Source organism: Thioclava sp. GXIMD4215 (genome assembly GCF_045291555.1).
GTDB classification, from domain to species: Bacteria; Pseudomonadota; Alphaproteobacteria; order Rhodobacterales; family Rhodobacteraceae; genus Thioclava; species Thioclava litoralis.
The window spans coordinates 948,503-973,880 of the sequence record NZ_CP149515.1 but is presented as its reverse complement, the minus strand read 5'-3'; the positions used below and the strand labels follow the sequence as shown (position 1 = coordinate 973,880).

General features: G+C 59.9%; 28 protein-coding genes and 1 tRNA gene. 15 read left to right on the top strand and 14 right to left on the bottom strand.

Annotation, left to right across the window (positions count from 1 at the left end; genetic code table 11):
- Position 1 precedes the first annotated feature (1 nt).
- The 4 genes from pgl to WDB86_RS04720 all read right to left on the bottom strand — a co-directional run bounded on the left by pgl (position 2) and on the right by WDB86_RS04720 (position 3,961).
- Positions 2-673: a 6-phosphogluconolactonase gene (pgl, locus tag WDB86_RS04735; protein WP_339109496.1), complete on the bottom strand. Its 672-nt coding sequence runs from the start codon at positions 671-673 to the stop codon at positions 2-4.
- Positions 673-2,145: a glucose-6-phosphate dehydrogenase gene (gene zwf, locus WDB86_RS04730; RefSeq protein ID WP_406736757.1), complete on the bottom strand. Its 1,473-nt coding sequence runs from the start codon at positions 2,143-2,145 to the stop codon at positions 673-675. The genes pgl and zwf overlap by 1 nt, the downstream gene beginning before the upstream one ends.
- A gap of 128 nt (positions 2,146-2,273) precedes the next feature.
- Positions 2,274-2,747, bottom strand: a complete 474-nt coding sequence (locus WDB86_RS04725; protein ID WP_406736756.1) for a DUF2478 domain-containing protein — start codon at positions 2,745-2,747, stop codon at positions 2,274-2,276.
- On the bottom strand, positions 2,744-3,961 hold the full coding sequence (locus WDB86_RS04720; protein WP_406736755.1) for an MFS transporter: 1,218 nt from the start codon (positions 3,959-3,961) through the stop codon (positions 2,744-2,746). The genes WDB86_RS04725 and WDB86_RS04720 overlap by 4 nt, the downstream gene beginning before the upstream one ends.
- An 81-nt stretch (positions 3,962-4,042) precedes the next feature.
- On the opposite strand from WDB86_RS04720, the gene WDB86_RS04715 reads away from it, so the two are divergent.
- The 4 genes from WDB86_RS04715 (at position 4,043) to WDB86_RS04700 (ending at position 7,007) form a co-directional block, all read left to right on the top strand.
- Complete coding sequence (locus tag WDB86_RS04715; RefSeq protein ID WP_339109497.1) at positions 4,043-4,675, top strand: DNA-3-methyladenine glycosylase 2 family protein; 633 nt, start codon at positions 4,043-4,045, stop codon at positions 4,673-4,675.
- A complete protein-coding gene (locus WDB86_RS04710) occupies positions 4,672-5,334 on the top strand; it encodes an alpha/beta hydrolase (RefSeq protein ID WP_406736754.1) in 663 nt (220 codons plus the stop codon). Before WDB86_RS04715 ends, WDB86_RS04710 begins: the two co-directional genes overlap by 4 nt.
- 219 nt (positions 5,335-5,553) lie before the next feature.
- Complete coding sequence (locus tag WDB86_RS04705) at positions 5,554-6,153, top strand: HNH endonuclease (RefSeq protein WP_339107075.1); 600 nt, start codon at positions 5,554-5,556, stop codon at positions 6,151-6,153.
- Positions 6,154-6,653: 500 nt separating this feature from the next.
- A complete protein-coding gene (locus tag WDB86_RS04700; protein WP_406737018.1) occupies positions 6,654-7,007 on the top strand; it encodes a thermonuclease family protein in 354 nt (117 codons plus the stop codon).
- A 335-nt stretch (positions 7,008-7,342) separates the two neighbouring features.
- Here the strand turns inward: WDB86_RS04700 and WDB86_RS04695 are convergent, their stop codons facing one another.
- Positions 7,343-8,191 (bottom strand): DUF1206 domain-containing protein, encoded by an 849-nt coding sequence (locus WDB86_RS04695; RefSeq protein WP_406736753.1) that lies wholly within the window; start codon positions 8,189-8,191, stop codon positions 7,343-7,345.
- Between the two features lie 277 nt (positions 8,192-8,468).
- Here WDB86_RS04695 and adhP point away from each other — a divergent pair, with 277 nt between their 5' ends.
- From adhP to WDB86_RS04655, 8 genes are all read left to right on the top strand, one after another.
- Complete coding sequence (adhP, locus tag WDB86_RS04690; RefSeq protein WP_339107078.1) at positions 8,469-9,503, top strand: alcohol dehydrogenase AdhP; 1,035 nt, start codon at positions 8,469-8,471, stop codon at positions 9,501-9,503.
- 90 nt (positions 9,504-9,593) lie between these two features.
- Complete coding sequence (locus tag WDB86_RS04685) at positions 9,594-9,914, top strand: hypothetical protein (RefSeq protein WP_406736752.1); 321 nt, start codon at positions 9,594-9,596, stop codon at positions 9,912-9,914.
- A gap of 137 nt (positions 9,915-10,051) precedes the next feature.
- Positions 10,052-10,876: a competence protein CoiA gene (locus WDB86_RS04680; RefSeq protein WP_406736751.1), complete on the top strand. Its 825-nt coding sequence runs from the start codon at positions 10,052-10,054 to the stop codon at positions 10,874-10,876.
- 330 nt (positions 10,877-11,206) lie between these two features.
- Positions 11,207-13,486 (top strand): DUF5906 domain-containing protein, encoded by a 2,280-nt coding sequence (locus tag WDB86_RS04675; RefSeq protein WP_406736750.1) that lies wholly within the window; start codon positions 11,207-11,209, stop codon positions 13,484-13,486.
- Positions 13,487-13,965: 479 nt separating this feature from the next.
- Positions 13,966-14,583, top strand: a complete 618-nt coding sequence (locus tag WDB86_RS04670; protein ID WP_406736749.1) for a hypothetical protein — start codon at positions 13,966-13,968, stop codon at positions 14,581-14,583.
- The gene (locus WDB86_RS04665) at positions 14,583-14,804 is read left to right on the top strand and encodes a phage head-tail joining protein (protein ID WP_406736748.1); all 222 of its coding nucleotides are present in this window, start codon (positions 14,583-14,585) and stop codon (positions 14,802-14,804) included. Before WDB86_RS04670 ends, WDB86_RS04665 begins: the two co-directional genes overlap by 1 nt.
- A 2-nt stretch (positions 14,805-14,806) precedes the next feature.
- Positions 14,807-15,136 carry a DUF2190 family protein gene (locus WDB86_RS04660; RefSeq protein WP_406736747.1) on the top strand — a complete coding sequence of 110 codons (330 nt, stop codon included), beginning with the start codon at positions 14,807-14,809 and terminating at the stop codon, positions 15,134-15,136.
- Positions 15,137-15,146: 10 nt separating this feature from the next.
- Positions 15,147-15,392, top strand: a complete 246-nt coding sequence (locus WDB86_RS04655) for a hypothetical protein (RefSeq protein WP_406736746.1) — start codon at positions 15,147-15,149, stop codon at positions 15,390-15,392.
- On the opposite strand, the gene WDB86_RS04650 is transcribed toward WDB86_RS04655, so the two are convergent.
- Complete coding sequence (locus WDB86_RS04650; protein ID WP_406737017.1) at positions 15,332-16,612, bottom strand: DUF6538 domain-containing protein; 1,281 nt, start codon at positions 16,610-16,612, stop codon at positions 15,332-15,334. The two genes, WDB86_RS04655 and WDB86_RS04650, sit on opposite strands and share 61 nt — an antisense overlap.
- Positions 16,613-16,755: 143 nt before the next feature.
- A tRNA-Ser gene (locus WDB86_RS04645) sits at positions 16,756-16,845 on the bottom strand.
- 361 nt (positions 16,846-17,206) lie between these two features.
- Here WDB86_RS04645 and WDB86_RS04640 point away from each other — a divergent pair.
- The gene (locus tag WDB86_RS04640) at positions 17,207-17,767 is read left to right on the top strand and encodes an outer membrane beta-barrel protein (protein WP_339107079.1); all 561 of its coding nucleotides are present in this window, start codon (positions 17,207-17,209) and stop codon (positions 17,765-17,767) included.
- 90 nt (positions 17,768-17,857) lie between these two features.
- On the opposite strand, the gene WDB86_RS04635 is transcribed toward WDB86_RS04640, so the two are convergent.
- The gene (locus WDB86_RS04635; protein ID WP_406736745.1) at positions 17,858-18,475 is read right to left on the bottom strand and encodes a TetR/AcrR family transcriptional regulator; all 618 of its coding nucleotides are present in this window, start codon (positions 18,473-18,475) and stop codon (positions 17,858-17,860) included.
- Positions 18,468-19,364 carry a polyphosphate kinase 2 gene (gene ppk2, locus WDB86_RS04630; protein ID WP_406736744.1) on the bottom strand — a complete coding sequence of 299 codons (897 nt, stop codon included), beginning with the start codon at positions 19,362-19,364 and terminating at the stop codon, positions 18,468-18,470. The genes WDB86_RS04635 and ppk2 overlap by 8 nt, the downstream gene beginning before the upstream one ends.
- A 142-nt stretch (positions 19,365-19,506) precedes the next feature.
- On the opposite strand from ppk2, the gene WDB86_RS04625 reads away from it, so the two are divergent.
- Entirely contained in the window at positions 19,507-20,139 is a 633-nt protein-coding gene (locus WDB86_RS04625; protein WP_406736743.1) for a LysE family translocator, read from the top strand.
- Here WDB86_RS04625 and WDB86_RS04620 read toward each other — a convergent pair.
- From WDB86_RS04620 to WDB86_RS04600, 5 genes are all read right to left on the bottom strand, one after another.
- Positions 20,136-21,095 carry an alpha/beta fold hydrolase gene (locus WDB86_RS04620; RefSeq protein ID WP_406736742.1) on the bottom strand — a complete coding sequence of 320 codons (960 nt, stop codon included), beginning with the start codon at positions 21,093-21,095 and terminating at the stop codon, positions 20,136-20,138. The two genes, WDB86_RS04625 and WDB86_RS04620, sit on opposite strands and share 4 nt — an antisense overlap.
- The gene (gene metA, locus WDB86_RS04615) at positions 21,070-21,990 is read right to left on the bottom strand and encodes a homoserine O-succinyltransferase (RefSeq protein ID WP_406720619.1); all 921 of its coding nucleotides are present in this window, start codon (positions 21,988-21,990) and stop codon (positions 21,070-21,072) included. The genes WDB86_RS04620 and metA overlap by 26 nt, the downstream gene beginning before the upstream one ends.
- 56 nt (positions 21,991-22,046) lie before the next feature.
- Positions 22,047-22,919, bottom strand: a complete 873-nt coding sequence (locus WDB86_RS04610) for an ATPase (RefSeq protein WP_339107085.1) — start codon at positions 22,917-22,919, stop codon at positions 22,047-22,049.
- A gap of 124 nt (positions 22,920-23,043) precedes the next feature.
- The gene (locus WDB86_RS04605; RefSeq protein ID WP_406720620.1) at positions 23,044-24,168 is read right to left on the bottom strand and encodes a hypothetical protein; all 1,125 of its coding nucleotides are present in this window, start codon (positions 24,166-24,168) and stop codon (positions 23,044-23,046) included.
- 53 nt (positions 24,169-24,221) lie between these two features.
- Positions 24,222-24,350 carry a hypothetical protein gene (locus WDB86_RS04600; RefSeq protein WP_339107087.1) on the bottom strand — a complete coding sequence of 43 codons (129 nt, stop codon included), beginning with the start codon at positions 24,348-24,350 and terminating at the stop codon, positions 24,222-24,224.
- Between the two features lie 101 nt (positions 24,351-24,451).
- On the opposite strand from WDB86_RS04600, the gene WDB86_RS04595 reads away from it, so the two are divergent.
- Positions 24,452-25,321 carry a GNAT family N-acetyltransferase gene (locus tag WDB86_RS04595; RefSeq protein WP_339107088.1) on the top strand — a complete coding sequence of 290 codons (870 nt, stop codon included), beginning with the start codon at positions 24,452-24,454 and terminating at the stop codon, positions 25,319-25,321.
- The last annotated feature ends 57 nt before the right edge of the window (positions 25,322-25,378 follow it).

Below are 25,378 nucleotides of genomic sequence, written 5' to 3'. Positions count from 1 at the left end.
CTTACGCCGCCCAATGCACGGTTGCGTTGTGCAGAATACACTTGATCGGTGCTTGTTCAACGGGCAGATTCTGCGCCGCCTCTATCGCGCGCTTCTTTTCCTCGCCGGTGATCAGCACATGGGTGTGCATCGCATTCTTGAGCACACGCGCGGTCATGGTGATCCGCGGCTCGCCTGCGGCTTCGGCGCGCAGGGCCATCAGTTCGGGCGCGTCATCCGAGAGCGCCTCTTGCAGGCGGTCCGCTCCGGGAAAGAGCGAGGCCGTATGCATATCGGCCCCCATTCCCAGCAGCAGCACCGAGATCGGCAGATTGGGGCGCAGGTTTTCCGACAGCGCATCCAGCCGCTCTTCGGGGACGGGGGCATTGACATAAAGCGGCAGGAGGCGGGCCTTGATGGCCTTGTTTTTCAATAGCCGCTCCGAGAGCAGGGCAGTGTTCGAGCGCGGGCTCGACAGCGGCACCCAGCGTTCGTCATTCAGCACAACGGCCACATGTTCCCAATCCAGATCGATATCGCTGAGAATGTCGAAGACGGGGCCGGGCGTTGTGCCGCCGGGCACCGAAAGCGTCGCACGGCCCTCGCGGTCGAGAATGGCCCGTAATTGGCTGGCGATCTTGTCGGCCAGCGAGACCATCAGCAATTCGCGGTCGGGATAGGTTTTGAAATCCATCATTTGATATGTCTCCAGCGCCGCCCGTCACGATGCATCAGCATAAGCGCATCATCGGGGCCGGTCGTTCCGCTATCATAGGGGCGGGGCGTATCCCCGCGCTCTTCCCAGCCTTGGATGATCGGATCGGTCCAGGCCCAGGCCGCTTCAACCTCGTCGCCGCGCATGAACAGCGTCTGGTTGCCACGGATCACATCCATGATCAGCCGCTCGTAGGCATCGGGCATATCCGCGCCTTCCTCGCCAAGCGCCTGCGCAAAGGACATATCCAGCGGCACCTGTTTCAGGCGCATGCCGCCCGGACCGGGTTCCTTGATCATCATTTTGAGGTTCATGCCCTCGTTAGGTTGCAGGCGTATGACAAGCTGGTTGGGCTGCCACGAGCCTTCCGCCTCATCGAAGATCGAATGCGGCGGTTCCTTGAAGGTGATCGCGATCTCGGAAGTGCGCGCACGCAGACGTTTGCCGGTGCGCAGGTAGAAGGGCGTGTTCTTCCAGCGCCAGTTTGCGATATGCACCTTCATCGCGATATAGGATTCGGTTTTCGAGTTCGGGTCTTCGCAATCTTCCAGATAGCCGGGCATCGGGGTGTCCTGATCTTCGCGATGCCAGCCCAGATATTGCCCGCGCACGATATCCTGCGGCGGCACCGGTTGCAGCGCGCGGATCACCTTCAGCTTTTCGTCGCGCACGGCATCGGGGTCGAAGTGATAGGGCGGCTCCATCGCGATCATGCACAGAAGTTGCATCAGGTGGTTCTGCACCATATCGCGCATCGCCCCCGATTTGTCGTAATAGCTGCCGCGGCCCCCCACGCCCACGGTTTCGGCCACGGTGATCTGCACATGGTCGATATATTGCGAATTCCAGATCGGCTCGAAGAGGATATTGGCAAAGCGCACGGCCATCAGGTTCTGCACCGTCTCTTTGCCCAGATAGTGGTCGATACGGTAGATCTGATGTTCTTCGAAATGCTCGGCGAGCGATTTGTTCAGCGCCCTTGCCGAGGCGAGATCGCGGCCAAAGGGCTTTTCCACCACAATGCGCGCGTCGTCACCGGCAATGCCATAGGCTTTGAGGCGCTCTGCCAGATCCCCGAAAAGTGCGGGCGCGACCGAGAAGTAGAACGCATTGATCACCTCGGGGCGGATCAGGGCCTTGAGTTCGGGCCAGCCCGCCTCGCCACGCGCATCGATCGGGACATAGTGCAGGCGGCTGATAAAGGCGTCAATCTGCGCGCTATCCTGTTTGGAGGGCGACACGAATTCCTTGATGGCCGCACGGATCTGGGCCTGAAATTCCTCGCGGCTCTGTTCGGTGCGCGCCGCGCCGATCAGGCGGGCGTCATCGGGCATCTGGCCCGCGAGAAAACGGCGGAACAGGCCCGGAAAGATCTTGCGATTGGCAAGGTCGCCAGTGGCACCGAAAATTACCAGATCGAATGCGTCCACCGGGATGATGCGCGAAACCATGGGGTCCTCCGTAATACACCGTCGCTTGAGCTGTGATAGCGCTAACGGGGCGCAATTGGCCACAACGGCACAGGAAAGTCTAGTGCTCTAAGAGAGCAGGCGCAAATTCTGCGGGCAAGAATCTTCTCTTAGCCACGCAAAAAATCGATAAGGCCTTGGATATCATGGTCCAATTTCTCCGCAAGCGGCCCCGCAAATGCGTGAAATGCGGCTTCGGTCTGGGTCGGGACGCCGAGGATGATCGGATGTCCCACCTCGAGGGCCTGCGCGATCAGCGGTCGCAGGCCGTGGCCCTCGGCCTCCTGCCGTCCGAATTTGTTCAAGATCACCGGCACGTTGCAGGGCAGGCGGGCAAGGTCTTGCGACAGGCGGAACACGGCGCCCTCCAGCGCGGTGCTGTCCAATGTGCAGGCCGCCGCCCCGCGGCCCAGATCCTGCCGGATCGGCCAGCGCAGATCGGCGGGCCAAAGGTGCAGCAACAGATTGTCCTGCGGGTCAGGGCTGACAAGCGCGGCCACATCCGGTCGCAGACTCAGGGCCAGTTCGGTCAGAAGGCGGTCGGTCATGCCCCGCTTGGCGGACTGGACATATCCCAGCCTCATCGGCCGTCTTTCGGGCGCAGCGCCAGCCAGATCAGCGCACCACCTGCCAGTGTGACAAAGGGCACCATCGCCAGATTGACCGCCTGCCATCCGGCCTGCGCATCGCCTCCCTCAAGGCAGTTCATCAATCCGCCCGAGCTGAGTGAGGCCAGAAAGACGCCGCTGAAGACGATGAAATCATTCACCCCCTGCACGGTGGCGCGTTCCTCGGGGGCGTAGCTTTGCGCCAGCATGGCCGTGCCGCCGATAAAGCCGAAATTCCAGCCGAGCCCCAGCAGCACCAAGGCACCGAAGAAATGCATCAGCTCCACCCCGCTAAGCGCCACAGCTCCGGCGCAGATCAGGATGAAAAGCCCAAGCCCCACGATCACCCGCGCGCCGAAGCGTGCGATCAGATGGCCGGTGAAGAAGGACGGGATATACATCGCCAACACATGCGCCGAGACGATATCGGCGGCATTATTGGGGGTGAAGCCGCAGCCCACCACCGCCAGCGGCGAGGAGGTCATCACAAGGTTCATCAGCGCATAGGAGACCATCGCGCAGATGATCGAGACGGTGATCACGGGGTCGCGCAGCAGCTCCATTTTGCTGCGGCCTCTGGGCGCGCGGGCCTGCGCGTGGTGGTCGGGACGCGGAATGTCGAGAAAGCTGAAGAGCAACGGTCCCAGAAGGTTGAGCACGATGATCACCAGATAGGTCGCCATGAAGGGCACGACGGTGGCATCCGATGTCAGCTTGACCAGTTGCGGTCCCAGAAGGGCGGCCACCAGCCCGCCTGCCATGACATAGCTGATGGCTTTGGGGGCGAATTCGGGCGCGGCGGTATCGGTTGCGGCAAAGCGGTAGAACCCCTGCGAGGACATATAGACGCCGGTGAATAGCGCGCCAAAGGTAAATAGCGGGAAGCTGCCCCAGTAAAGCCCGCCTGCGCAGATGGCCGCCCCCAGAGCGCCCGCAAGATTGGCAAGAATGAAGCCCCGTCTGCGTCCGTGCCGCCCCATGAAACGTGACAGCGGCTGTGCCGTCAGCACCGAGCCCAGAATGATGAACGACAGGGGCAGGGTGGCCAGACAGGCATTGGGGGAGAGCATCTGTCCCGCCAGGCCTCCGATGGTGAAGATCATTGGCATCTGCGCCCCGAGGATCGCTTGGGCAAGGACCAGAACCAGAGTATTGCGCCGGTCGCGCGGGAGGAGAAGAGAGCTGTTCATAACCCTATGCGTAAGGCGGGTTTTCGCGGCTGGCAAGCGGCCATTCTTGCGCAGCGCCCCGCTTTGCGCCAAGCTGCCGCGATGCATATGAGGATCATCGAGACCGAGGAGGATATTGCCGAAGGGGCCGCCTGTCTGGCGCGTCTCGAGCCGCGCTTTGGCGATGTTCTGGCGCAGACCGGCCCTTGGCCCTTGCGCCGCCGTGCCGACGGCTTCGGGGCGCTGCGTGATGCCATTCTGGGGCAGCAGGTCTCGGTTGCGTCGGCCAATGCGATCCGTCTGCGTCTGGAGGCGGCGGGGCTCGGGGGACGCCGCGCCTTGGCCATAGCCGCCCCCGAGGATCTGCGCGCCTGCGGGTTCTCGCGGCAGAAAATTCGTTATATACAGGCGCTGGCGCAGTCGGATATCGACTTCACCCGACTGCGGTCCTGTTCCGATGCCGCGATCTTCGATCAGTTGCTACCGCTTCCGGGGATCGGGCGCTGGACAGTGGAGATGTATCTGATGTTCGCGCTTGGCCGCGCCGATATCTTCGCCGCCGATGATCTGGCACTGGCGGAGGCCGCCCGAATGCTGTTTGATCTGCCCGAGCGCCCGAAGCCGCGCGCTTTCCGCGAGATGGCGGCCGCTTGGGCGCCGTGGCGGTCTGTCGCGGCGCGCGGGCTCTGGGCCTATTATGCCTATAGCAAGAAACGGGAAGGGGTGTCGCCATGACGCGTGTATTGAAAGCTGGCCGCAAGGGGCCGAAATCGGGGCAGGTGAAGTCAGTGGTCGTGCTGCTGCACGGCTATGGTGCGGACGGCGCCGATCTTCTGGGGCTGGCCGATCCGCTGGGCGATCACCTGCCGGACACGCTTTTCATCGCGCCCGATGCCCCCGAAACCTGTGCCGCCTCGCCCTTTGGCCGCCAGTGGTTTCCGATCCCGCGCTTTGACGGATCGACCGAGGCGCAGGCCAGCGCCGGTCTGGAGGCTGCGGCCCAAGACCTGAACGCCTTTCTCGACGGTATTCTGGAGGAAACCGGTCTGCCGGCCAGTGCGATGGCCGTGATCGGGTTCAGTCAGGGCACGATGATGACCCTACAGGTGACCCCGCGCCGCGCCGCGCCTGTCGCGGCGGTCGTCGGCTTCTCGGGCAGGCTCTTGCGGCTCGAACTTCTGGCCGCCGATGTCGTCTCGCGACCGCCGGTCCTGCTGTGTCATGGTGATGCCGACGAGGTCGTGCCCTTCGCCTCTATGGCCGAGGCGGGGCAGGCGTTGATCGACGCAGGCTTTGAGGTCTATGCCCATGTCGAAAAAGGCACAGGGCATGGAATCGCGCCAGACGGGCTTTCGGCGGCGTTGGGCTTTCTCAAGGCGCATTTGCCGAAATAACGGGCAGAGAGACCGCTGTCACAGCAATGTCGCGCAATATTGCTAAGCCTGATCCCGCAAGCCGCGCTTTCCCGCCCCCCGTGGGAAAGCGCCCAGATCAAGAGGCTTGCCAGATGGCTGACGCCATATATAGTTGATTTATCGGCTGGGGCGTTCCCCGCGCCCCGGACATGATCCCGCCTTCGGGGCATGTTCCGCCGCGCGAACAGGGAGTGCACAATGCTGGACCACGCAGACAGGACGGATTTCAGGCACCATTTCACCCGCGAGGCGGCATCGCTGCGGCGTCATCCGGCGCTGGTGCTCAACGCGGATTTCCGGCCTCTGAGCTATTATCCGTTATCGCTCTGGCCGTGGCAGGAAGCCATCAAGGCGGTGTGTCTAGATCGGGTGACGATACTGGCCGAATATGAAGAGGTGGTGCGAAGTCAGCGGACCGAGATACGTCTTCCCTCTGTTGTGGTGTTGAAAGAGTTCGTTCAACCGAGAAAGCGCGTGGCCTTCACGCGCTTTAATCTTTTTCTGAGGGATGAGTTCGAATGCCAATATTGCGGCTGCAAGGATCATCTGACCTTCGATCACGTCATTCCGCGTTCGCGTGGCGGGGTGACAAGCTGGGAGAATGTGGTGGCGGCCTGTTCGCCCTGCAATCTGAAAAAGGCCAACAAGCCGCTCTCGCGCTGCGGGCTGAAACTGCGCCGGATGCCGAAACGCCCGAGCTCCGAAGACATGCTGCGCATCGGTCGCCGCTTCCCGCCGGGGCATCTGCATAAAAGCTGGATGGATTTTCTCTATTGGGATGCGGAGCTTGAGGAATGATCGGCGTATAACGCTTGACGCAGTCATATGGCGTCCGCGCGGTGCGGGGGGGCTGCCAGTGTTTGGGTTCCGGCACTGCGCATGTCGCCTAATAACGCGCTAACCGTTGCAGGGTGATTGGAATGTCGGCAGGAATATCGAAGATAATTTATCGAGAGATTTACTGATCTTGTCCTTTGTTTTCAATGTAATACGCTTGCCCGGAAAGCGGGCCGTTCTTACAATCCTGCTATGTGGAAAATTCTTTTAAAAGCTCTTTTTAAGTCGACCCATCGACCCAAGCCTCGGGTATATAGAAAACCTGTCGAGGAAACGCGTGTCCGTCAGGCGGCTCTTGAAGAGACCCCGTCTTCTGCTCAGCCTCATATGTCACAATCCGATGCGGTAGAGCAGGGGGGACATTTGATGAGGCACATGCGCGTCCGGTTGCGCCGCCGCGGGTGCTGGAGGGGCCAGCCTATATGACGGATGGTGACACGATAACCATACGAAAGACCTAAATCCGCCTCTTTGGAATAGATGCACCGGAACTCCATCATCCCTTTGGCAAGAAAGCCAAATGGGCCATGATACGTCTGTGTAAAGGCCAGGTTATACGTGCTGAGATGACGGAGGAAGACGTCTATGGCCGCGCGGTTGCAACGTGCTTTCTGCCCGATGGTCGGGATCTTTCTGCGGAGTTGGTGAAGCAAGGACTCGCTATCGACTGGCCAAAGTTTTCGGGCGGAAAATACAGTGATCTTGAGGTTGAAGGTGTCCGTAAGAAGTTTTGGCTTGCCGAGGCACGGCAAAAAGGCCGTATGAGTGTCTGGGAAAAGTTTGACGCGTTAAAAGAGGCGGAACGCAGACCCTAGTGGCAAGACGTCCGAGATGTTGGCAGGGGGCTGCGATAGGGTGCGATCTCTACCCAAGCTTGCTGCGAATGTGAGTGGTGTCGCCGTGAACGCTGGATGATCCGGTCTGGTTGGGCTTGAACGGAGCCGCCTTGTGCAGGCCGTGCCCGTGACGCGGATAGATCGGCATGGCTCCCCTTCGCCGAAAAGCCGAAGCAGGATTGCCTGAAATGTCCCGATCGTAAAATACCCGAAGTTTATGATGGGGCCTGACAGCAAACCGGTCAGGCATGGTTGGGGACTAGGGCGCGCGTTGCCCCATGCTGGGCAGTCACGATAAGGCAAAGGCCGCAGGGTCAGTCCCCGGCTGCCTTTGCCTTCAGCTTGCGGGCCAGCGTCTCGACATCCGTTTCTGTCGCGCGGGGCACGATGCGGTAGAGCGCGTTTACGAAACAGAAGAGGGCAAAGCCCAAAAGTCCTGCACTGACCGCGCCGCAGATCATGCGGCCATAGGGGTGGGCCCTCATCCATTCGAAGGCCCGATCCATCCCGCCTGCGGCCTCCGGCGCATAGGCATAGGCCGCATAGACAATCAACCCGCCCGCGACGCTAAGAATGGCCGCCTGTGCCAGCAGGCCGAGTTGCAGGATCACATTGGCTTTTTCGGTTACCGCATTCGCCCGCAGACGCTGGCGGTAGCTGGCTTTTGCGCCTTTCGTGACGTAATAGCCCCCCGCGCCGATGACAGCAAAGCCGACCGCTCCGACGGCAAGACGGCCAAAAGGCAGCTGCATCACCTGCGTTACCAGCTGTGCAGAGCCGTCGCTTTGCAGCCGTGCCATCAGGGCGGTCACGGCAACACCGCCCAGCCCGAGATGGATCACGCCGCTGATTGCCAGTCCACACCGCGCCGCCAGACCTTTGACCTCAGCGCCATAGGCTTCCAGATCCCAGATCGCATCGGTGACCCGCCATACGGCATAGGCCAGCATCCCGAGCGCAATCAGGATCAGGACAACACTGCCGCCTGCGCCTTTCAGATGGCGCAACGCCTCCTGCGTGCCTTCGGCCTCGCCCCCTTGCAAAAGCGACCAGATCGACGTCACCCCGACGGCCAGATATACAAGCCCGCGCCCTGCATAGCCTGCGCGCATCACGGGGACGGCCCATGCGAAGTCGTCAGGATTGTGAGTGCTTCCAGCCATTTCGCCGCCTTTTTTACCTATGGATCGTCACGGTTCTACAATGCGTCCGCGCCGAAAGAGGTTCCCGGTTGCCTGTCGGGACGGGACAGGGCGCGCGGAATGCGGGCGGTGCGGGAAAAATGGCACGCATCAAAGCTGTTAATATTCTGTGTGAAGCTGTCTCAATATCGAAACAGCGTGCCGCAGTAAAAGCACCAAACGGGGCTGACATTATGCCTACTTACGACACATCTTTCCTTACCCGGTCGGAGGAACCGGGACTATCGGAGGAAATATTTTGGCTAAAACAATGAAAGCCGCCGTCGTTCGCAAATTCGGCGCACCGCTGACCATTGATGAAGTGCCGGTGCCGGAGGTTTCGGATGGCATGATTCAGGTCGCGATCCAGGCATCGGGTGTGTGTCACACCGACCTGCACGCAGCCGAGGGCGACTGGCCGGTCAAACCCGAGCCGCCGTTCATTCCGGGCCATGAAGGTGTGGGCTATGTGTCGGCGGTCGGCAAGGGCGTGAAGCATGTCAAGGAAGGCGACCGTGTGGGCGTTCCGTGGCTTTACACCGCATGCGGCTGCTGCCGTCACTGCCTTGGTGGCTGGGAAACCCTGTGCGAGAGCCAGCAGAATACCGGCTATTCGGTCAATGGTGGCTTCGCGGATTATGTGATCGCGGATCCCAACTATATCGGCCACCTTCCCGCAGGCAGCGACTTCGCCGAAATCGCGCCCGTCCTGTGTGCCGGTGTGACCGTCTACAAAGGTCTGAAAATGACCGAAACCAAGCCGGGCGATACTGTTGCCATCTCCGGTATCGGTGGTCTGGGTCACATGGCGGTTCAATACGCTGTGGCGATGGGGCTGAATGTCGTGGCCGTCGATATCGATGATGCCAAGCTCGATCTGGCGCGCCGTCTTGGTGCGAAACTGACCGTGAACGCCCGCGATATTCAGGATCCGGCAGCCTACGTGAAGAAAGAAACCGATGGCGGCGTCAATGGCGTTCTGGTGACTGCGGTCAGCGAGAAAGCCTTCGAGCAGGCTGTTGGTATGGTTGGCCGCGGTGGCACCGTGTCGCTGAACGGCCTGCCTCCGGGGGATTTCCCGCTCAACATCTTCGGTATGGTGCTGAACGGTGTGACGGTGCGCGGCTCGATCGTGGGCAGCCGTCTGGATCTGCAGGAGTCGCTTGATTTCGCTGCTGCAGGCCGTGTCAAGGCGACCATCTCCAAAGCGCCGCTCGAGCAGATCAACGATGTGTTCGACCGTATGCGCAAGGGGCAGATCGAAGGCCGCATGGTGCTGGATCTCGCAAGCTAATCTAGCCGCTCCGGAAAGCGAACTAGCGCGCCAGCGATACCCCGCTGGCGCGTTTCCTTTTGGCGGTCGTGTCCTTGGCTGTGCAGGGCTTTGCCGGCGGTCGCTATTGTCGCATACACAAGGCAGGGGTCGAGGCAGGTAGCGATTTCGTCGGCACCGGGCTTCCTGTCGGGTATCAGCGAAGAACGGCAACGCGACCTGTCGGTTTCTGCGATGCAGGCTTTCGCCCCCGAGGCCGCTGAACGCTTGCTTGTCGCGGATCGTGTCAGCGCCGAAGCCGACCGGATGGAACACGGCATTGAGGGGCTGAGGCCCGCGTTCTACTCGCAAGGCGTCGCCGACCAAATGGGAACGCGCGTCCAAATCGACGCCCCGTTCGCAACCGGCCCCATCGTTAACGCAGTCGATTGACCTTCGAAATTCGGGCGGCGTTGGTCTGCCTGCCCGATACCGTTCGTTAGAGGCTTCGCGAACGGGACAGCCCCGGCGCTTCAACGCGTCGGGGTTTTTTCCATCGTGCTTGCGGTGTATCCTCGAAGGATAATTAGATGTGGTGTTTGAAAATGCTTATCGCCGAAGTCAAAGGAAGCCGTATTGACGCATTTAACGCGGAGAAAGGGCTGGACTACATTTGCCCGCAATGCCGCCGGGAGGTCATGCTGAAAAAAGGCCGAAAGGTCGTCCATCACTTTGCCCACAGGCCGCCGACGACTTGTTCATGGGCGAGAGGCGAAACCCGTGAGCACATGGAAGCGAAGACCTTGGTGTCGCACGCCGCGAAGTCTCGGGGATTGCGGACGGAAGTTGAGTTCGTTGTGAGCACTCTGCCCGGTGACCGTCGCGCCGACGTTATGGTGTGGTCGCCCCAAGGACAGCCAATCGCTTTTGAACTGCAACATACTTCCATTGGGCCTGATGAAATTGAACGTCGAGCGTTTTCGTATGCCAGTGCAGGTATCAGCCAAATTTGGGTGCCTTTCCTTCGGTCGTCGGTCTGGAAAGATGGTTGTCAAAGAAGTTCAGGAGAATGGTTCGTCGAAAAATATTCGCCGCGGCCCTTCGAAAAATGGGTTCACGGTTTCAATGGTTCGGGCGGCATGTGGATGTATGATCCGGTAGATAAACGCTTTTGGTTAGGGCGGCTAGCGGGTCATCAAATTCACGTTCCGTCGACGACGTGGTATTCTGAATGGGGCGAGGAGCAATCTGCCGGTGGTTACTCCCGGTGGTCGAAGAGGTTTAGGGAACTATCATTGGTCGGTCCTTACAGCATCGACGAACTTCGCATTGATCCTAATAGGACGCGCAATGCTTACAGTCAGGCAACATATAACTGGCCCGCAGCGCGTATCACGACGCTTGTTCCGCTCTGAAGGTGGTTCACGAATGCGTGAGGCCGTCTGCTGTCATCGGGCTGCAAATCGGCCTGATCTAGCCTTTCCCCAAACATGCAATTCGACATGTAAAGGCGATTAACCTGGAAAAATTTCCAAATAAAATAAACCCTTTATAGGGATAAGTGGCGGAGAGACAGTCCGTCTTTGCCTTGAAAGATGCCGACTAAAATACTGTATTTGCTCGAATTTAAAAATTCGCGCGCTGCGATTTGTGCAGCAAAATGTGCAGCAAATTTTTGACTGCATTTCGAAACGTAAGGTTCGAATCCTCTGTCTCAACCCTCACCAACATACAAAGGCACTGCTATGAACTTCTTCAATACGGACCTGTCCGATTTGCTGGATTGGGCACCACCCGAAAAAGAAAACGCCGCTGCGGATGGTCCCCGCAACGGCGCTGATAATTCGGCGGCACAAGAAATCGCCTATTCAAAAGATAGCAAAAAGACCTGTGAAAATCAAGCGTGGGCTGCGCTGGATGCCGCGCCGCAGTGGTGCGCATGGCGCGAAGAAATGCCCAAAGAGAAACTGACGAAGGTTCCCTACGCCTCGCCTCAACGCAAGGCGGCGGCGGACAACCCTGCGACCTGGTTGACCCGGACGCGGGCTGAGGTGGTTGCCGCCGATCTGCTTTCGGGCGGGCGCAAGGGCGGCGTGGGGCTTTTCCTTGGCGGCGAAGGTGAACTGCGGTTCGGCGGTATCGACCTCGATAGCTGCCTTGGATTGCTTGGCGATCTGACTCCGTGGGCTGAGGAAGTGCTGACGCGCTTCCCGTCCTATGCCGAAGTCAGCCCAAGCGGTTCGGGCGTGAAGGTGTTCTTCCGATACCGTGCCGAAGACCTCGAACTGATGCGGGCGATCATGGGCACGAAATGGGGCTGCAATTTTTCGCGCGGCGAGCATACCGAAATCGGCATGTTCCTTGGCAACAAGTATTTCACCGTCACTGGGCAGCGGCTCGACTCCGCGCCCGCGACTATTGAGACGGTCGACCGATCTGCGCTGGAATGGCTCATCACCGATGCAGGGCCGCGCTTCAAGGGTGAAGAACTGGCAACCGCGCCCAAGGATGACTCCCGTTCGGGCCGGGCCTTCCGCATCGCAGGGGAGTGCCGCCGTGCGGGGCTGGACCTGGACGCATTCAAAGCGGAACTGGCGAAAGACCCGCACCTTGCCAAATGGGCCAAGGATGCGCGGCAGGTTCAACGGGCGTGGGATCGAAACGCAGGCGAAGACCTGTCGACCGTAACGGACGATTTCGATGATCTGCCAGAACTTACCGAGACGGGCGCGCGGAGTCCCGTGACCGCTTTGAACCGGGACCATGCCGCCGTGATGATCGGGGGCAAGTTTCGGATTATCCGCGAAAAGGGCAGCGACTATGACGTATTTGCGCCCGAGGAATTGCACAAGCTGAATGCCAATAACCGCGTGAAAGTACCGGGCGAAAAGCGCACCGAACCTGTCACCTCAGCTTGGATGCGTCACCCGTCGCGGCGCACCTTTGCGGGCGGGCTTGTCTTCAACCCGAAAGAGACACCAGCCGGGGCCTATAACATCTGGCGCGGATGGGCAGTGCAGCCGAACCCGGACGCAAGCTGCGACCTGTTCCTTGCCCATGTGCGAGACGTGATCTGCGATGGCAGCGAACGGGATTTCAAGTGGCTCTTGGGATGGATGGCGCACCTTGTGCAGCACCCGGAACAGAAGCCTGGCACGGCGGTTGTGCTGCGCGGCGCGAAGGGCGCTGGCAAGGATACCGTGGGGCATTACCTTGGGACGCTGTTCCCCCGCCACCACGTCACCCTGTCGCAGCCTGAACACCTCACCGGGCGCTTCAACGCCCACATGGAAACGGCGATCCTCATTCACCTTGAGGAAGGGTATTGGGCCGGGAACCACGCGGCAGAAGGCGTCCTGAAAAACCTCATCACCTGCCAATCCCTCGAAATCGAACGGAAGGGCGTTGACCCTTACAAGATCGACCATTTCGGGCGGTTGCTGATTACGTCCAATGCCGATTGGGTCGTACCAGCTACACCGGGCGAACGGCGGTTTTTCGTGCTGGACGTGTCGCCAGCCCATGCGAAGGACACTGCCTATTTCAGCGCGATCTGGAAAGAACAGGCGAACGGCGGCGCGGGCGCGCTTCTGCACTTCCTGCAATCCTTCGATCTGAGCGGCTTCGATGTGCGCAACCCGCCGGAGACGGCAGCGCTGACGCGGCAGAAACTAGAGGGGCTGCGCAATGTTGCCGCCTGGTGGCATGACCGGCTGAGCGAAGGCAGCTTGTCGACCGATGAATTCAGCGAAGATCGTCCCTCTTGGGAAAGTGAAGCAGTCACCGTTTCCAGCGATCTTCTGCGGCGAGTTTATGAGGAATGGCTTTCCGGGCAACGCTGGCACGGCAACGCGGTATCGGCACGGCAATTCGGAAAGGACATGCGGGATATGTGCGGCGGGATGCAGCGTTACCGGGCACATGTCGCAGGTGGGCGGCAGTGGCAATATACCGTGCCGCCGTTGGCAGAGTGCCGCGCCGCATTTGCTGCCTTCATCGGCGGAGAAATGGAATGGGATCAATGATGCGCCCTGTTCCATCTTCGAAGATTGATTGCAGCCCATTTGCCGCGAAAAGAGTCCCATGTGTCCCATGTGGAGTCCCAAGAGATTTTGAACTTCGCCCGAAAAAGCCTAATGATTTCAAGGGGAGTCCCATGAGTCCCATGAGTCCCATGAGTTTTCGTGTTGCTCGGGACGGTATGCCGCTGGGCGGTGGCGTGGTGCAGCGCAGACGGGCACGGGCTGGTAAGCGTAAGCACCGAATTGAAAACGGCACTTCTCATGGGACTCATGGGACTCTTGCATGTTTTCAATGGGTTGCGGGGCGTTCTCATGGGACTCTTCAAATTGCTCATGGGACTCTTTCACATGGGCTGAAAACGATCATCGCTTCCAGTCGATTTCCACGGGTCCTTCCCACTGGGCACCCCACGCGGGGAACGCAGACCCCGAGAAAATGGGCTGTACAGAATTTTTTCAATGTGGGAGCCGAAAGGTAATCTATGATGACCTATTCAAAGACTGACCTTAGTGACCTTTTCTTGCCCGATCCGGCAGCCGTCCCGCCGATCAATGAGCAGACCGTTGACGCGATACCGGCAATCATGACCGAGGCTGAAATCGCCGCGTTCCTGGGCATTGTCACGAGTCAGGTGCGGACCAAGACCCGCGACGGAATTCTTGTGAAGGATGGCCGGGGCAGGTGGAATGTCCGGGCGTCCCTGCAAGGCTACCTGTCGCAGTTGCGTGATGGTGCGGTGAAGGGGCTGGACGGCAAGACGATCATCAACGCCGCGCCCAAGTACCTGGTGGTTTCACCCGATCTGGAAACGGAAGCGGAAAAGCTGCTGGCGACGATCTACGCCGCGACCACGGATGATGTGCAGCCGATCCGGTTGAGCCTTGTCGTGGAACCCCGCCTGACCGGCGATGCTTGGTATCTGCTGGCAGACCCGGCTTCCGTGCCCTCGATCCAGTATGCCTATATGAGCGCGGCGCAAGGCGTCCAGATTCAGCGGCAAGAAAACTGGGATACGCTTGGGCTGAAATACCGGGCCTTCCTCGATTTTGGGTGCGGCTGGCTGGATTGGCGCGGCGCATTCCGTTCCGAGGAATCGTGATGGCCGTAACCTTCGATCAACTCCAAGAATGGCGTGACCGGCTGGCAGAAGCCAAATTCAGCGGCATTCGGACGGTCAGAGACTCCAATGGTGAGGAAATCACTTACCGGAGTCATACCGAACTCGCGGCAGCACTCGCCAGCCTTGATCTGGAAATCCGTAAAAAGTCGGGCGTCACGCGCCCGGCAACTGTTCACTTCGCAACCTCGAAAGGTATTTGAACATGGCAAAGAATTTCATTCAATCGGGTGACGTGATCACCGTTGCCGCGCCTGCGGCTGTGGTTTCGGGCGGCGTTGTCATCGCAGGCGAGATCGTTGGTATCGCGCAAGGTGACGCCGCTTCCGGCGCAGCCGTTGACCTGGCTTGCGGCGGCGTCTGGGAACTTTCCAAGGTTGCCTCTGATGACGTGGCACTTGGAGACGCGATCTATTGGGCGGCAGGTTCGGACCTCGCCACGGTCACGGCAACCGACAATGCCAAGCTGGGTGTTGCCGTGGCGGCAGCAGCTGCATCGACGGGCACCGTGCGCGTCCGTCTGAGCGGCTTCTGAGGCGAATGGAATGACCGTGGCAGCGCCCATGTCGGCTGACAGGATCGAACGCGCCTTGTTTAAGGTGGCGGCGATGCTGGAAGTCGACGCGGGCGTTGCCCCGATCTTTGAACGCCTTGAAGCCGAACTGGCCGAAGCGCGGGCGTGTGAGAGCGGTGAAACCGATGTGCAGCGACGGGCGCGGGCACTGCTTGCTCAGAAGGCCAAGCCTGCCAGCAAATCACGCACATGGGCCAGCGAAGCGCCAGCGCCGTAGCGTTCCCGGTCCAGCCGATGCCCGAACACGTCCCGTCTGATACGATCATCAATACCGGCAGCAAGCATTCGATCCTCGAAACTATGCCGCAAGGAATACATGCTATGCGCGGGCGTCTCCAAGAGTCCTTTCCCTCTCAGAAACTTGTTTACGGTTGCGCTCAGCGTGGCGCTGTCGCGGTATCTGGGGAAGCCTTCTCGGAACTGTTTGAACGCTTCAAGCGAAACCCCGGTCAACGGGATCAAGCGACGGGCATACTGGCTCTTGAGTTGCCGCCCTTCCGGCTCAATCGAAATATGCGGTACGTCGCAATCCAGCCGGATCGTGTCAGCGGTCAACGCGCATCCCTCAGAGGGGCGATAGCCAGTGTTCACCATCCCAAGAAAAACCCCGCGCGCATCGGCGTTCAAGTCGTCCAGCGCACCCGGTGCAAGCAACTTGGCGCGTATCCAGTCTGTCGAAAACGGCGGGCGCGTTCGCTTTTCGCCTTCCTTGAAGGACAGGTCAGAAATGGGCAGGTCCAGCCCAAGTCGCTTCATCTTGTTTACGGTCTTCAACACGTCGCCAAGATGGATCAAATCCTTGTTCGCCGAATTGGCCGTGACTTCGCCACCTTCGATCCGGTCCAGCCAATACTGGCGAAAGTCCAACATGTCATCGCGTGTAATATTGTCGACTCCCTTGTCGCCCACGACTGCGATGAAATTAGTGACCGCCTTGATGCGCGGGTTCTTCCAGCGGCGAAGCTGATCTTCGCTCTTGCCGAACGTCTTTTCGCGGGCAAGGGTCCAGTAGGTTTCCAGCGCCTTGCTGACAGTCAACTGAGGTTCGGGCACGGTGCCCATGAGTGCGGCGACTTCGGCCTTGTCTGGCTGTCCTGCGGGCGCTGTGACGGCTTCTACACGCTCTATCAGCGCTTCAAAGGGAAGCTTAGCAACCTTGCCCACGTCCAGATACCGGAAGCCCCGGACGCGCGCCAATTCCTGAGCGGCGGCGAACCGTGCTTCTGCATCTTCGGTATCACCTGCCAGCTTAGCTTCCCAAGCCTCGATCATCTGACTCCATGCCCGATCTGCCTTGCTCTTGGCGACGGACTCGGAGTCGGTGTGCAGGCTGATCCAGACTGTATCGCGTCCCTCAATGTCGCGGTAGCGGGCGGGGACACGTTTGCGAAGATGGAATGTATCGCCGCGCCTGGTAACTCCAAGACCCTTTGCCATGCTGTCGCACTCCCCGCTGTTGTGCGGCAGATTGTGCAGCGCATTGTGCAGCAAATCAAGCGGACTGATGGCGCGCTCAGTTCTAAAAATGCCAAAATCCACTGCGTTAACAGTGGCTTAGGCGTTTTTCATGAAAAAGAAAATGGCGGAGAGACAGGGATTCGAACCCTGGGTAGGCTTTCACCCACAACGGTTTTCGAGACCGCCCCGTTCGACCGCTCCGGCACCTCTCCGCACTGGATCATCTTTCGATCGGGTAGCGGCGATGTACCCAAGTCCCGAGGGGAGCGCAACAGCTTTTTTCGGCTTTGCATGATTTTTTTCGCTACGCCCCGAAATGGCCCCGAAATTGCGTCTTGTGAATGTCGCAGCGTGCCCGCGCGCGGGAGGAAGTCAAGCGAAGCGGTCGCTAATGTGCGAAAAAGGCACCGGTTTTTGTGTTACCTTGGGGCATCGGCGGGAACTTGCGGGCCTCACATGCTGCGCCGTTTCTTGTGATCATCTGGCCTCTCCCAATTTCCGATAAGAGGTATATGTGAGCAATACGAGCTTGAGAGGGACAGCCCTCAAGATAACGAAAAAAGGAGAGTTAAGATGAAAACTCTGGTTCTGGTTTCTACCGCTCTGATCGCTGGCGCAAGCGCTGCTATGGCTGGCGGCTATTCGCAACCCGTTGTGGCTCCGGCCCCGATCGCTCCCGCTCCGGTCGTGACCCCCGCTGCAAACTGGACAGGCTTCTACGCTGGTGCCAATCTCGGCTATAACAACATGGAAGGCGATTACGGCGATGACCGTGGTGGCTCGCTTGGTGTTCAAGCCGGTTATAAATACGACCTCGGCAAATACGTCGTTGGTGGTGAAGTCGATTACTCGGCAATCGATTCCGACTACTATGATGGCATGGGCCATATCAAAGCCCTCGCCGGTGTGAAAAACGGCCAATGGCTGTATTACGGCTCGCTCGGTGGCGCGTATATCGACGGTAAAGACAACTCCGATTGGGCACCGTCCGTCAGCGCAGGCGTCGATTACATGTATAACGACAACTGGGTTCTGGGCGGCGAAGTCTCCTATGCGGATACCAATGATTTCGACAGCACCGACCGTGACTTCAACAACACCACGGTTGCTCTGAAAGCTTCCTACAAATTCTGATTTGTCGGAACCTCTACGGAAAAGCGCGCCCTCGGGCGCGCTTTTTTGCTGTTCTACGACCCGTAGCTATACGGGCGAATGCGTGACGCTTTACTGATCTGGCGGCAAAATACCCAAGCCGCGCAGATAGATCCCGACACCGCTTTCCAGCAGGTCTTCCGGACTATAGGGGCTGCGGGTGCCAGCGGGCGGGCGGGCATGAAGTTCGATCACGCCATGCGATAATGCGGCGATATGGGCGGAGACCATCGCAAGAGGCGGGCGGCGGTCGGGCGGGATATGGGCCAGCAGGGCCTCGGTCGCCTGATCCATGACATTGCGCGCCTTGAGCGCAACCTGTCCCAAGGCGGGCGAATTCTGGGGCGAAAGGCCGCTTTCGAACATTGCCATATAATGGCCCGGATAGCGTTTGGCGAAGGCCAGATAGGCCCGTCCCACCGCACTGAAGGCCGAGAGGGCCGAAGGCTGGCCCTTGTTCCACGCATGTTCCAGCACGTCACCGAAAATCACAAAGCCCTGACGTGCGCATTCGGCAATCAGGTCTTCGCGTCCGGCGAAATGGCGGTAGACGGCAGCGGGGGTGACACCTGCGGTTTTGGCCGCCTCCGACAGGGTAAACCCCGTGGGGCCTTTCTCTTCGATCAGATGCAGCGCCGCCTCGACCAGCGCACGGCGCAGATCCCCGTGATGATAGCCTTGCTTAGACATTCAGGATGTCGAGCCCGCCACAGATGCTGCCATCGATTTCGCCGATCACATCCCGATCCTTGCCCGGATAGCTGATCGCATTGAGAATTGTCTGGATGGCCGCGATCCGCGCGCGTTTCTTGTCATCCGAACGGATGACCGTCCAAGGGGCATGCAGATTGTCCGAGCGTGTCAGTGTTTCGACGATCGCCTGACTATAGGCGTCCCATTTGCGCAGCCCCTCGACATCGATCCAGCTCAGCTTCCATTGCTTGAGCGGGTCCCTCTCGCGGTCAAGAAAGCGCCGCAGCTGCTCGGCGCGGTCGACATTGAGCCAGAGCTTCACCAGAATGACACTGTCATCCACCAGCATTTTCTCGAATTCCGGCAGCTGGTAGAAGAAATGCTCGCGCTGTCGCTGGGTGCAGAAGTCGAATACTTTCTCGACCACGCCGCGATTATACCAGCTCCGGTCAAACAGCGCGATCTCTCCGGCGGCGGGGATCCGTTCGACATAGCGCTGGAAATACCATTGCGAGGCTTCGCGGTCATTGGGCTTGGGCAAGGCAACCACATAGGCCGAACGCGGATTGAGGTTTTCCTGCACCCGCTTGATCGTGCTGCCCTTGCCGGCGGCATCGCGGCCCTCAAACAGCACCATCATCCGCTTGCCCGACGCCTTCAGGCCGTAATGCATTTTGACAAGCTCGATCTGGAGCTCTTCCATCCGCTTGTCATAGTCCTTCCCCTTCATCGCTGTCGTATAGGGATAAGAGGGGCTGAGCATCTCTTTGGGGCCTTTGGTGCGAATGGCCTCGCGGATGTCTTCGGGCGCGGTATGTTCGAGAAAATCAGTGATCTGCCCGATGAAGGGTACGGCCTGCGTGCTGGGTTGAGGTGTCTCGCTCATGGGCCCTCCTTTGGATCGTTCTACTATGCAAAACTGCGACCGTCAGGGCAAGGGTCGCCCCTGCCATATGCCGCGCGATATCCTGCTTGTAGAATGCCGTGCGATGCCCGAAGATTACGGAAATTTTTCAAGGAAGCCGTTGATGTTTGAATATTCTTTGCTGCATTGGCTGACATTCCTGTCGGCGGCGGTTGTGCTGAATGTCTCGCCCGGTCCGGATATGGCCTTTATCCTCGGCCAGACGCTCAGCCGTGGAAAGCGGGCAGGGCTTGCGGCGCTGGCGGGGGTCTGGTGCGGGGCGCTTGTGCATATCTGTGCCGCAGCGACCGGGCTTTCGGCGCTTCTGGCAGGGTCGGCTGTGGCCTTTTCCGTCGTGAAATGGATCGGCGCGGCCTATCTGTTCTATCTGGGCCTCATGGCGTTTCGCACGAAAGCGGGCGTGTTGCAGATTACCCCCGTCCGGCCAGCGTCGTTTGGCAGAACGCTCCGGCAGGGGCTTATGGTGTCTGTCCTCAATCCCAAGGTGGCCCTGTTTTTCCTCGCGTTTCTGCCGCAATTCGTGGTGGACGGGGCAGGGCCCGTCTGGGCGCAACTGGCGCTGCATGGCGGGCTGATCATTGTGGTGGCGGCGCTTTTCGAGCTGCCGCTTGTTTTTATCGCAGACAGGCTTTGTGCAGGTTTGCGCCGCGCACCCCGCCTCGGAAAGATCTTCGACCGGATGTTCGGGTCGATCCTGATCGTTTTGGGGGTGCGTCTGGTGGTGTCCCAGCGTTAGGGCGCAATCCGCCGGATGGCGGCAAGAACCGCGTCCAGCCGCGTATGATTGATCATATGGCCCGCTCCCTGTAGCACCGTTAGCTGCGCCTGTGGCAGCAGGGCCTGTGTCGGGCGCGAATGGATGCCAAGATCGACGATTGTATCCCGATCGCCATGCAGCAATTCGACCGGCACGTGGATCTGATGGTAACGCGGCACCATCTGCCGGATTTCCGCCTCCAGATTGGCACGCTGGCGGGCATTGGCGCGCATGGTCTTGCGGCGCAGGGTCATCTGCGGCCCGAAATGCGCGATATAGCCCTCGGGCATGGCCTCGGGCGCGAACACCTCTTCGACGGCAGAGCTGACAGCCCCGTCGGGTGCCCAAGCCGAAATCACCGGCACGGCCAGGGCCTGCCCCAGCGCAGGGGCGGTCAGGCGGTAGAGCCACGGCAGAGGCGTATGCCATTCCTGCGATGCGGCCGCCAGAAGCACCAGTCCCGACAGGCTGTCAGGAGCCTCGCTCGCCCATGCCAGCGCCACGGCCCCACCATAGGAGTGCCCGACAATCAAGGGCTGTCGCGCCCCAAGCTGGGAGGTGGCCGCCTGTAGCAGACGCGCCTGACGGAAGATGCTGTCGTGTTTGAGCGGGTCCGACCAGCCAAAGCCGGGGCGGTCAACGATAAAGAGGCGGTAATTACGCTCCAGAGCGGGGGCGAGCCGGAAGGTCATGTCACGCAGGCTTCCCGAGGCCCCGTGGATCAACACGATCTGCGGGGCCGCTTCGGGGCCGCGTATGTCGATATGGACGCGGGCTCCGGCAAATTCGCCCGCCGCAAGCGTCACGATCTCGCCGGTCGAGGGGTATCGCGTTTCGGCGCGGGCTTCGCGCCGCGCAGCCTGCCAGAGCGTGCCCCCCGATGCGATGGCCGCAGCCAGAACCGTATAGTCAAGCGCCGATATCGCGAAGGTCATAGGGCGTATCCTGATAGATCTGATTGATCCAGTTGCCGTAAAGAAGATGCGCATGGCTGCGCCACCGGTTCTTCGGCATCCGGGTTGGGTCATTCTCAGGATAGTAATTCACCGGAAGGGTGACGGGTTTCCCCGCTGCCACATCACGATCATATTCGTCTTTCAACGTCGCGCTGTCATATTCGAAATGGTTGAAGACATAGAGCGCCCGCGCGGCTTTGTCCTCGACGAGGCAGGGGCCCGTTTCGGCGCTGTCAAGCAGCATCTTCAACCCTGCCGCTTCCATCTCGGCACGGCGCATCTCTGTCCAGCGGGAGACGGGCACGAGGCAGTCATCCGAAAACCCGCGCAGATAATGCGAGGTCGGGTCGCAGTTCTCGTGCCGGTAAAGGCCGAACTGTTTTTCGGGAAGCAGGTGCTTGGGGATGCCGTGGGTGTGATAGGCCATTGCCATCCCGCCCCAGCACACGCCAAAGGTAGAAAACACATGGGTCCGCGTCCAGTCGAAGACGCGGCGGAGCTCGTCCCAATAGGTGACCTCCTCGAAGGGCAGATGCTCGATCGGGGCGCCGGTGATCAGCAGCCCGTCGAAACGCTCGCCCGCGGCCTCGACCTCGGCAAAGGGGCGGTAGAAAGCCTCCATATGTTCGGCGGCGGTGTTCTTGGTCTGATGTTCGGTCATGCGGATCAGCTGGAAGTCGATCTGCAGGGGTGTTGCCCCGATCAGACGGGCAAACTGGTTTTCGGTCTGGATTTTCTTGGGCATCAGATTCAGCAGCCCGATCCGCAAAGGCCGGATATCCTGTGTCGCCGCGCGACCGGGGCTCATCACCATCACGCCTTCCTTCGACAGGATGTCAAAGGCGGGGAGCGTTTCGGGCAGGGTGATGGGCATGGGTCTGTTCCTGAAGGTAATGTCTATGCGGAAGATAGTAGATAGGGAGGAAAGGCTTATTTGGGAAGGGCAGAGGCCACCAGCTGGATGAAGTCCTGTTCATCGCGCACCGTCACAAGCTGCTCCGCCTTCAGCGTGATGCCCCAGTTCCGTGCCATTGCCGCATAGCGCGGCTGACGGTGTTCAAGTGCTTGGCGGTAGGTCCAGCGCACGAAATCATCGGGATCGACCTCCTCCTCCTTGAGGCCCCGCGCCACCCGATATTCCACCCATTTCCGTTCAAGGAATTGCGGCTGGTAATACATGGGTTTGGGAGCACGGTCGAAGCGGCGGACAAGCTCGTCCGTATGGGCATCCGACCCCTCGATCCAGATCATCAGGTTATGGGCGGCCAGTTCCGACAGGATCGGATCTTTCGGGTCTTCGGGGTCCACGACCTCGCAGATGGACCCGCCGGTGTCACAGATGAAATGCGGGATGTCATAGATGGCGCGGGCGCGGCGGATGAAATGGGTCGTATCCAGAAGGGCTGCGGTCTCGGCGCGACGATGCTGGTCCTGACGCAGCATATATTCCTCGAAGGGCAGGCCGCCTTTCTGGCTGGAGCCGGGCTTGCCGAGATAGGTGGACAGCGGCGCGAGATTGTCGAAGGTGATGTTGGACGCGATATAGACCGCATCTTGCAGCAAAAGCTCGCGCAGGAAGGGCACCTTCATTGCCTCGCTTTTGAAGTTATCGGCAATATATTCGCCCATGTATCGGGTGCCGATGCGGTAATCGATGGAATAGTGGAACCATCTCCCCCCAGCGCGCAGCATGGAGGAAAGGTAGGTTTTGCCCAAACCCGACATTGCAAAAAGTAGGACATGTCTGTTTTTGGCCGCCAGCCAGTCTGCCCGTGTCTTGTAAATCGGTGTTCCGTAGCTCATCGGCGCGCCTCAACCCTCTGTCTTCAGCCGCAGCTTTAGCGGGTCGGGCGGCCAAGGTCACGGGGTTTCATCGCATGGCGGCGATCTGAGCGATATGATCCGTGGGGAAGAACCGGACCGGTTTTTAAAACCGATAGCCGAGCCGCAGCCCGACGCCCCAGCCGGAATTGTCGTCAAATTCGGCAATCCGTGTTTTTGCGCCACCGATCTCGATATAACGCAGCCCTAATGTGGCCGAAAGCGCGCCATCGGTCCATGTGGCGGCCAGCGCGAGGCTCCGGTAGCCATCGGTCGGACCGAGATTGCCGACGATATCGCCGCTGGAGGGCTCGTAGGTTGCAATCACCGCTCCCGACCACATCGCGTTGAAGCGATGCCCGACACCGAGCGTGTAGGTCATCGTATCGGCCACCGGATCAACAAGATCGCTGCCCTCTACGCTGAAAGGCGTCTGGCGGTAGAGATCCGGTCCGATGGAGAAACTGCTCCAGTCCGTCCAGCGGATAGAGCCGAAGAGAAGCGTGTCGGGGGCGATCCCCGTCTGGGCTTCCAGCAGAATGGATTGCGGTGTCTTGGTGGTCCAGTGGCTGCGCGCCTGCAGGCCCATTGTGGTTTCCCTGCCGCTGAAGTCATGGGTAATCGAGGAAAGATAACTGAGTGTTACACGTGCCGCGATTTCTGGCTTCTCCCATGCCACGCCGATGATATAGCCCGGATCGGCTTCCCGGCTGGCTGCCAGATCATAGGTCAGCACCGCCGGCCCCATATGCAGCTGCAATGCGGCATCGCCCGTCATCTGCTCGATACGTATCCCCGCCAGCGCCGAGATCGAGGGAGTGAGCCTGTACCGCAACAGGCCGGTCAGCGCCTGACTTTCCAGTTTGGCGACCGATCCGGCAAGCGGATAGCCATCTGTCGAGGAAGGATAGGCAACATTTGCCCCGAAGGGATGGTCGACACTCAGCACAAGATCCGTTTTCTCGGATAGCGGCAGTTTGACACCCAAGGTCCAAGTGCCGAAGCCCGTCGACATATCGCCGGATTTCAGTCCGGGCGGGAAGACGGTGCCGGAGCGCAATTTCCCCGAGACCTCCGGCTGGAAGCCGCCCAGCTCGAACTGGACGATGCGACCGGGTTCAAACAGTAACCCCGTGCTGAAAGGGGTACGGTCGATTCCGCCCGCATGGACGGGACCGCAGAGACAGAGGGTGACGGCACAGGCCATAACGGCTTTGCAGGAAACGCACATAGAGGATCCGTTTTCGCAATGAGTGGAGGCAGGCTACGGATAGTCCGTCGCTGTCAGGTGATCAGACGGACGCAGACAAACAGGCCAAGCCAGAGGATCGACAGGCCGGATGCAAGGCATCCTGCGGCCCAGAGCGTATAGCGCGGCGCGGCAATTCTGGGCAGAGATGAATGATCGGACATGGATTATCCTTTAGCCGTGAATTCGATCCCCATTAAGCACGCGTTAGGTGAATTTGTGCTTAACAGAGACCATGAACAAAATAACGGTTACAGAATCGCGCTTGGACGCTGCGGGATGGGATGCTGCCCTGCTGGCCTTCAATGCGGCTTACCCTCCGGCGTTCCAGCAATTCGGGGCCTATGGCGAAATTGCGCGGGCTGGCGGGCGGCGTGTGGCGCGGCTTGTGCTGTCACATGCAGGGGAACGGATCGCGCTGGCGCAGGTGATCGGCCGGCGTGGTCTTTGGTGGCTGGGGCGGGGGCCTGTCTTTGCCAAGGGCGTGTCTGATGCGGATCAGGCGCGGGTCTTGCGTAAACTGGCGCGCAGATTTGCGCCGGGTCTTCTGCTTGTAACGCCCGAAACGCCGCTGTCAGGGCGTGGCCTTATTCCGATTGTAACGGCACGACATGAAGCGGTTTGGGCCTTGGGCCCCGAGATTGCCAATCTGCGCAGCTCGCTGGACCCGAAATGGCGCAATCGCCTGGCCTCTGCCGAGCGCAAGGGGATGCGGATCACGCTGGAGGAAGACCCGGCATGGCTTCTGGAGGCCGAGCATGCCCAAAGAAAACAGCGTGGTTACAAGGCACTGCCACGTGATTTTATCACGGCGTGGGAGATGGCGATGCCCGGGTCGGTGATCTCTCTCGGGGTGCAGTCCGAGAGCGGCGCGCGTTTGGCCGGGATGGTGCTGATGTGTCACGGGCGGGTTGCGACCTATCATCTTGGCTGGTCCGGTGAGGAAGGTCGCAAGGCGGGGGCGCATAATTTCCTGCTCTGGCAGGTCTCGATCGCGCTGCGCGCTCAGGGAATCCGATGGATCGATCTGGGGGATGTGAACTCGGAAGAGGGGGCGGGGCTCATGCGCTTCAAGATGGGAACGGGGGCACAGCTGCAATCGCTTGGCGCGACAGTCTGGGTGCTGCCGATCTAGAGAATGTCTGCCAGCCTTTGCGGTGTTTCTTCTTTGGACAGAGGGGCTGGAGCCATG

Coding starts and splice junctions, on each gene's coding strand:
- pgl (WP_339109496.1), bottom strand. CDS start 673: ATGGATTTCAAAACCTATCCCGACCGCGAATTGCTGATGGTCTCGCTG.
- zwf (WP_406736757.1), bottom strand. CDS start 2,145: ATGGTTTCGCGCATCATCCCGGTGGACGCATTCGATCTGGTAATTTTC.
- WDB86_RS04725 (WP_406736756.1), bottom strand. CDS start 2,747: ATGAGGCTGGGATATGTCCAGTCCGCCAAGCGGGGCATGACCGACCGC.
- WDB86_RS04720 (WP_406736755.1), bottom strand. CDS start 3,961: ATGAACAGCTCTCTTCTCCTCCCGCGCGACCGGCGCAATACTCTGGTT.
- WDB86_RS04715 (WP_339109497.1), top strand. CDS start 4,043: ATGCATATGAGGATCATCGAGACCGAGGAGGATATTGCCGAAGGGGCC.
- WDB86_RS04710 (WP_406736754.1), top strand. CDS start 4,672: ATGACGCGTGTATTGAAAGCTGGCCGCAAGGGGCCGAAATCGGGGCAG.
- WDB86_RS04705 (WP_339107075.1), top strand. CDS start 5,554: ATGCTGGACCACGCAGACAGGACGGATTTCAGGCACCATTTCACCCGC.
- WDB86_RS04695 (WP_406736753.1), bottom strand. CDS start 8,191: ATGGCTGGAAGCACTCACAATCCTGACGACTTCGCATGGGCCGTCCCC.
- WDB86_RS04680 (WP_406736751.1), top strand. CDS start 10,052: ATGTGGTGTTTGAAAATGCTTATCGCCGAAGTCAAAGGAAGCCGTATT.
- WDB86_RS04675 (WP_406736750.1), top strand. CDS start 11,207: ATGAACTTCTTCAATACGGACCTGTCCGATTTGCTGGATTGGGCACCA.
- WDB86_RS04670 (WP_406736749.1), top strand. CDS start 13,966: ATGATGACCTATTCAAAGACTGACCTTAGTGACCTTTTCTTGCCCGAT.
- WDB86_RS04665 (WP_406736748.1), top strand. CDS start 14,583: ATGGCCGTAACCTTCGATCAACTCCAAGAATGGCGTGACCGGCTGGCA.
- WDB86_RS04660 (WP_406736747.1), top strand. CDS start 14,807: ATGGCAAAGAATTTCATTCAATCGGGTGACGTGATCACCGTTGCCGCG.
- WDB86_RS04655 (WP_406736746.1), top strand. CDS start 15,147: ATGACCGTGGCAGCGCCCATGTCGGCTGACAGGATCGAACGCGCCTTG.
- WDB86_RS04650 (WP_406737017.1), bottom strand. CDS start 16,612: ATGGCAAAGGGTCTTGGAGTTACCAGGCGCGGCGATACATTCCATCTT.
- WDB86_RS04640 (WP_339107079.1), top strand. CDS start 17,207: ATGAAAACTCTGGTTCTGGTTTCTACCGCTCTGATCGCTGGCGCAAGC.
- WDB86_RS04635 (WP_406736745.1), bottom strand. CDS start 18,475: ATGTCTAAGCAAGGCTATCATCACGGGGATCTGCGCCGTGCGCTGGTC.
- ppk2 (WP_406736744.1), bottom strand. CDS start 19,364: ATGAGCGAGACACCTCAACCCAGCACGCAGGCCGTACCCTTCATCGGG.
- WDB86_RS04625 (WP_406736743.1), top strand. CDS start 19,507: ATGTTTGAATATTCTTTGCTGCATTGGCTGACATTCCTGTCGGCGGCG.
- WDB86_RS04620 (WP_406736742.1), bottom strand. CDS start 21,095: ATGACCTTCGCGATATCGGCGCTTGACTATACGGTTCTGGCTGCGGCC.
- metA (WP_406720619.1), bottom strand. CDS start 21,990: ATGCCCATCACCCTGCCCGAAACGCTCCCCGCCTTTGACATCCTGTCG.
- WDB86_RS04610 (WP_339107085.1), bottom strand. CDS start 22,919: ATGAGCTACGGAACACCGATTTACAAGACACGGGCAGACTGGCTGGCG.
- WDB86_RS04605 (WP_406720620.1), bottom strand. CDS start 24,168: ATGTGCGTTTCCTGCAAAGCCGTTATGGCCTGTGCCGTCACCCTCTGT.
- WDB86_RS04600 (WP_339107087.1), bottom strand. CDS start 24,350: ATGTCCGATCATTCATCTCTGCCCAGAATTGCCGCGCCGCGCTATACG.